The following is a 4591-nucleotide window of genomic DNA, read 5'->3' on the forward strand; positions in this document are numbered from 1 at the left end:
TTACGATAGAAGAATATTGGATCACTGACGATGTCAGACCAGGAAGGGGTGATGAGAGGTGGCTCAATTTGATACTCCGCAAATAGGATATTCCTTACATATCAATGGAGAGTACCACAACACCTTGGATATAGAAGGCTTCTCTCAGATGATGAAGGATCCGTCCTACTGTTATAAATTTTACTGGTTGGAAGCAATCGTAGATATCATTTCGAAGGGGATTCAGGATACTACCTTTGATGCGATTATTGATGAAATGATCTGTAATGCATGGTATTCCGTAAGAGAATTTCATATTCACCTTAGTGGCATGCAGGCAGATGGTCTTGTCAGAGACGGTCTGGAACGTGCGGTTCTTAAACTGACAGAACTCAGTGATTTGCCGGCAAATGCATCCAAAGTGGAAATCAAAAATGCGATTCGGGAGCACAATGCCGACCTGAAACTTGCTAAGGAACAGCTGACCAATATGGTTCCCGGTCGGGCATTGGCAGGTTTTTTCTCAAAAAGCTCAGAGGAAGTGCCGTGGGGAAGCATCCGCAGATTAACGGAGTATATCAGACGAATCGATAGTACTGTAATTCGCCTGCCTTATACCTTTGGAGATAGCAGTAAACTGAAAAAGGAAGTTCATTTCAATCCGGATTGGATGCGCATGATTCAGGACAATACGGTAAATATTCTGGGATGGATTCAATATGAAAAAGTGAAATGGCTGCAGAATAATAATCCGGAGGTTCCGGGCCTGATCTACAAGCTGGCTCCGATGGATGAAAAGATGCGAAAGCTGAATAACGTACGTAAACTTTGGGAAGGCATTCTGGAAGTAAGAGAAGTATGCGATGTCTTTACAGGTAAGCCGATTATAACAAAGCAGTATGATGTTGATCATTTTATACCATGGTCTTTTGTGATGAATGATGAACTTTGGAACCTGATGCCGATGGATTCTTCTTTGAATTCGTCGAAGAGTAACAAGCTTCCCAAGTGGGATCCGTTCTTTATTGTGTTTGCAGAAAATCAGTTTGGGATGTACAAACTGATCCACGAGAAGGAAGAATTACATAAACGTTTCGAAGCCTGTTACAGAGATAATCTTCATTCTATCTGGGCCGGTCAGGAATTATACAGACCTGGGAATACCAAGGAAGAATTCTACAATATCCTGCAAAAAAATATGCAGCCGGTCTATGACTCGGCAAGACGGCAGGGATATGAGATATGGAATTATCAACTTCTTTAATTGAAAAGTTGATAAAGATGGCAAAGGAGCAGTGACGATATGAGAATACAGACCGTACAGGGAGACATTACAAAACAAACGGATGTGGAAGCAATTGTAAATGCGGCAAATACCAGCCTTCTTGGTGGCGGCGGTGTTGATGGTGCTATTCACCGGGCAGCTGGACCGGAATTACTGAAGGAATGCAAAACTCTTCACGGATGTAATACCGGTGAAGCTAAAATTACCGGAGCTTATAACCTGTCATGTAAATATGTCATTCATACTGTAGGACCGATTTATCATGGAGGAAATCATGGAGAAGAGGAGCTGCTTGCCAATGCATATCGTAATTCTATGCAGATTGCATTGGAACACGGGATTCGTACTATTGCATTTCCATCTATCTCTACCGGAGTATACAGTTATCCGTTAGAAGAGGCTGCAGAAATTGCAGTAAAAACTGTAAAGGCTTTCTATATGGAACATCAGGAGGGGTTTGATTATGTTCGCTTTGTCCTTTTTGATGATAGGACACGGGAAGCTTATGACGATGCGATTATGAAATTGAGTAATATGTAACAAAGATCTTACTTGTTGCAATGTTATCCTGCATGTTATTTGCTGGATGTAAAGCAACGGATATAGGAAAGGAAGCAGGTGCCCTTGGTGTATTCGTAGCTACTTACATTCCAATTATGACAAAACTGTTTATGATTGCTGTTCGTAGAAGAGAGGATGTTCAGTAGAGTAAGGACTGTATCAATTGAAATAATTTGCATGGAATAATATATATATCGGAGATAACAAATCATGTATACTGTAAAAAGAATTGAGGAAGACCTGGATTTTGGTTGTGAAGAACGGGAAGAAGGTGCACCGGTTATGGCTGTCGTTACACTCATTGATTCTTTTGGTGAAGAGATGCGAGTGAAGGCAGAAGATGCCATGCTCTATGAACGAGATATTAATGAAGGTGATAAGGTCTATTTTGACAAAGATAAATTAGAAAAAGCATAAGGAGGATTGATCGAGATGGCTTCCTTTGATCAGAAGCTCCGTACTTTATATTTGATGGAAATCCTTCTGGAACGTACCGATGATACGCACATGCTGAATGCATCGGAATTATGCACGATTCTGGATCAGGAATATGGCATCAGTACAGATCGAAGAACGATATATACAGAGATGGAGATCCTTGAGAAATTTGGACTGGATATTCAGCAGAAGAAGGGTAAAAATCCTGGCTATTATATTGGGGCCAGAGATTTTGAATTGCCTGAGTTAAAGCTCCTGGTAGATGCTGTACAGTCCTCTAAGTTTATCACGGAGAAGAAATCCAAGGAACTGATAACGAAATTAGAGAAGCTCTGCTGCAGGACGGATGCTGCAATGCTTTCCAAATATGTTTTCATCGTAAACCGCCCGAAGACAGAGAATGAAACTGTTTATTATAACGTAGATTACATTCACACCGCGATTTACGAGAACAAACAGATTAAATTCCATTATGCCGAATGGACGGTCAAGAAGGAACTGAAACTGAAGAAAGATGGTGCATTCTATATTGTCAGCCCGTGGGCACTGACCTGGGATGATGAGAACTATTATCTGGTGGCTTATGATGCAGCGGCCGGAATTATCAAGCATTATCGTGTAGATAAGATGCAGAATACTGAGATCCTGGAAACAGATCGTAAGGGTGAAGATTCCTTCAAGAACTTTGATCTGGCTGCATTTGCTAAGAAAACCTTTGGAATGTACGGCGGCGTGGATGCGGAAGTTACGCTGGAATGCAAGAATGAACTGGCCGGTGTTGTGATTGACCGTTTTGGTCATGATGTGTGGTTGATTCCGCAGGGAGAAGATTATTTCAAAACCAGAGTACTGGTATCGGTAAGTTCACAGTTCTTTGGTTGGGTAACCGGTATCGGATCTGGAATGAAGATTACCGGTCCGGAAAATGTGAAGGCTGAATATAAGGCATATCTGCAGGATGTGCTTGAGAATTATTGATCGGTTATAGGTGAGATTATGGTAGAAGTATCAAAACGTGATTGGAAATTGTTCCGTGAGAAACTTCCTGGCTGGCAGGAAAATTATATGGAACGTTTATGCAGGGAATATGTAGAGTTGCTGACCTGTGATAAAAAGGGTTCTGAACGATTCTGGGCACTGGAAGAGCGTATCAAAAAAGATCGCAAAGCTCCTGGCGTTATTTTATCTGTCAGCAAATCAGATATGCTGATCGATCTCGTTCGATTGGTTCAGGATGAGGTGATTGGCCTTGAGGATCTGTCTGATTTTAGTGAAGACGTGCAGGAGAGAGTGAAATTCATGGTGCAACGCTGGTAATGTGAATGTGGTAAAATATGCAGGGTTTTCGGGTCTTCATATAACCTGGAAATGTATTTCTTTGATGACTAAAAGGTAAGGTTGACACGTTAATTGCTTGGTCGTATACTGATATCATAAATAAAAGGTAGGCCACCTAAAATACATGAAGGAGGTCCTGATATATGGATGAGTTATATCAGCAGATTATTAATATTTATAAAGAGACGGGTTCTGTAAAGAAGACAGCAGAGGAGCTTGGTACATATCCAATCAAAGTACGAAGAGTACTAATTACGGAGGGCTTATGGCACAGTAAAACCAGTGAACAGGTAGCAGATTTGCTTGCAAAGGGCAAAAGTGTAGCTGAAATAGCCGAGGAGCTTGTTATATCGGAGAAGAATGTTCAGTCTTATATGCCCTATTCACGTGGGCAGTATGGAGGGGAAGACAGAAGTAACGAAGCGATTCGAAGTGAGGAATATAGAGGACGGATGCAGCAGGCAGCTAAAAATCAGGTTACCAATACAGAAGCACGTTCAAAAAAGAAAGAGAATGATATTCAGGAGCAGCGTCGTCTTCTTGAAGAATTAAGATCCGAAAAAGAACGGCTGCTGAAAGAGAAAAAAGAATTCTGGGACATGATCGAAGCAGAGATGAAGCGGGTTCCTATGGCAATGCAGCTTCATCTGGAACTGGACCTGGGATATTTCGCAGATGAACATAAGGAAGTTCTTAGAAGATACGGAAGAATGAAGGATGGAATTACCAGAGATTTTATTGTTCCGGGTAATATGACACTGCATGGTCTTCATTATGCAATCATGAAAGCTTTTGGATGGCAAAACAGCCACCTTCATAGCTATGTTCCATATGAGGATGAATTCAAAAAAATGACAGATGGGGGATTGGTAAAAGAGTGGACCCGTCAGGTTGGTATGTATTTTCGTTTTCCCAGTGAGAATTATGAAGATATATATTGGGACGATGATTATGAGAAAGGTGAAAGCTTTAAGACCTGGCTGAAATCCA

At 41.3% G+C, this 4591-nt stretch carries 7 protein-coding genes; all 7 read left to right on the plus strand.

All coding sequences use genetic code 11. The features are described from left to right. Positions 1-148: 148 nt before the first annotated feature. Positions 149-1243, plus strand: a complete 1095-nt coding sequence (locus WMO25_RS15200; RefSeq protein WP_349086017.1) for an HNH endonuclease domain-containing protein — start codon at positions 149-151, stop codon at positions 1241-1243. A 39-nt stretch (positions 1244-1282) separates the two neighbouring features. After that, positions 1283-1804 carry an O-acetyl-ADP-ribose deacetylase gene (locus WMO25_RS15205; RefSeq protein ID WP_349086018.1) on the plus strand — a complete coding sequence of 174 codons (522 nt, stop codon included), beginning with the start codon at positions 1283-1285 and terminating at the stop codon, positions 1802-1804. Between the two features lie 32 nt (positions 1805-1836). Next, positions 1837-1971, plus strand: coding sequence for a hypothetical protein (locus WMO25_RS15210; protein WP_349086019.1), 135 nt, complete (start codon positions 1837-1839; stop codon positions 1969-1971). 64 nt (positions 1972-2035) lie between these two features. Further along, positions 2036-2242 carry a hypothetical protein gene (locus WMO25_RS15215; RefSeq protein WP_349086020.1) on the plus strand — a complete coding sequence of 69 codons (207 nt, stop codon included), beginning with the start codon at positions 2036-2038 and terminating at the stop codon, positions 2240-2242. Positions 2243-2257: 15 nt separating this feature from the next. Then, on the plus strand, positions 2258-3241 hold the full coding sequence (locus WMO25_RS15220; protein ID WP_349086022.1) for a helix-turn-helix transcriptional regulator: 984 nt from the start codon (positions 2258-2260) through the stop codon (positions 3239-3241). Positions 3242-3259: 18 nt separating this feature from the next. Then, positions 3260-3580, plus strand: coding sequence for a hypothetical protein (locus tag WMO25_RS15225; protein ID WP_349086023.1), 321 nt, complete (start codon positions 3260-3262; stop codon positions 3578-3580). Positions 3581-3744: 164 nt separating this feature from the next. After that, on the plus strand, positions 3745-4591 hold an 847-nt coding region (locus tag WMO25_RS15230; protein WP_349086024.1), incomplete at its 3' end, for an IS1096 element passenger TnpR family protein.

Origin of the sequence: Coprococcus intestinihominis (genome assembly GCF_040096555.1) — a bacterium.
Taxonomy (GTDB): Bacteria; Bacillota; Clostridia; order Lachnospirales; family Lachnospiraceae; genus Coprococcus_A; species Coprococcus_A intestinihominis.

Excerpts from the sequence above, each read along its gene's own strand:
- WMO25_RS15200 (WP_349086017.1), top strand. The coding sequence starts at position 149 with ATGATGAAGGATCCGTCCTACTGTTATAAATTTTACTGGTTGGAAGCA.
- WMO25_RS15205 (WP_349086018.1), top strand. The coding sequence starts at position 1,283 with ATGAGAATACAGACCGTACAGGGAGACATTACAAAACAAACGGATGTG.
- WMO25_RS15210 (WP_349086019.1), top strand. The coding sequence starts at position 1,837 with ATGTTATTTGCTGGATGTAAAGCAACGGATATAGGAAAGGAAGCAGGT.
- WMO25_RS15215 (WP_349086020.1), top strand. The coding sequence starts at position 2,036 with ATGTATACTGTAAAAAGAATTGAGGAAGACCTGGATTTTGGTTGTGAA.
- WMO25_RS15220 (WP_349086022.1), top strand. The coding sequence starts at position 2,258 with ATGGCTTCCTTTGATCAGAAGCTCCGTACTTTATATTTGATGGAAATC.
- WMO25_RS15225 (WP_349086023.1), top strand. The coding sequence starts at position 3,260 with ATGGTAGAAGTATCAAAACGTGATTGGAAATTGTTCCGTGAGAAACTT.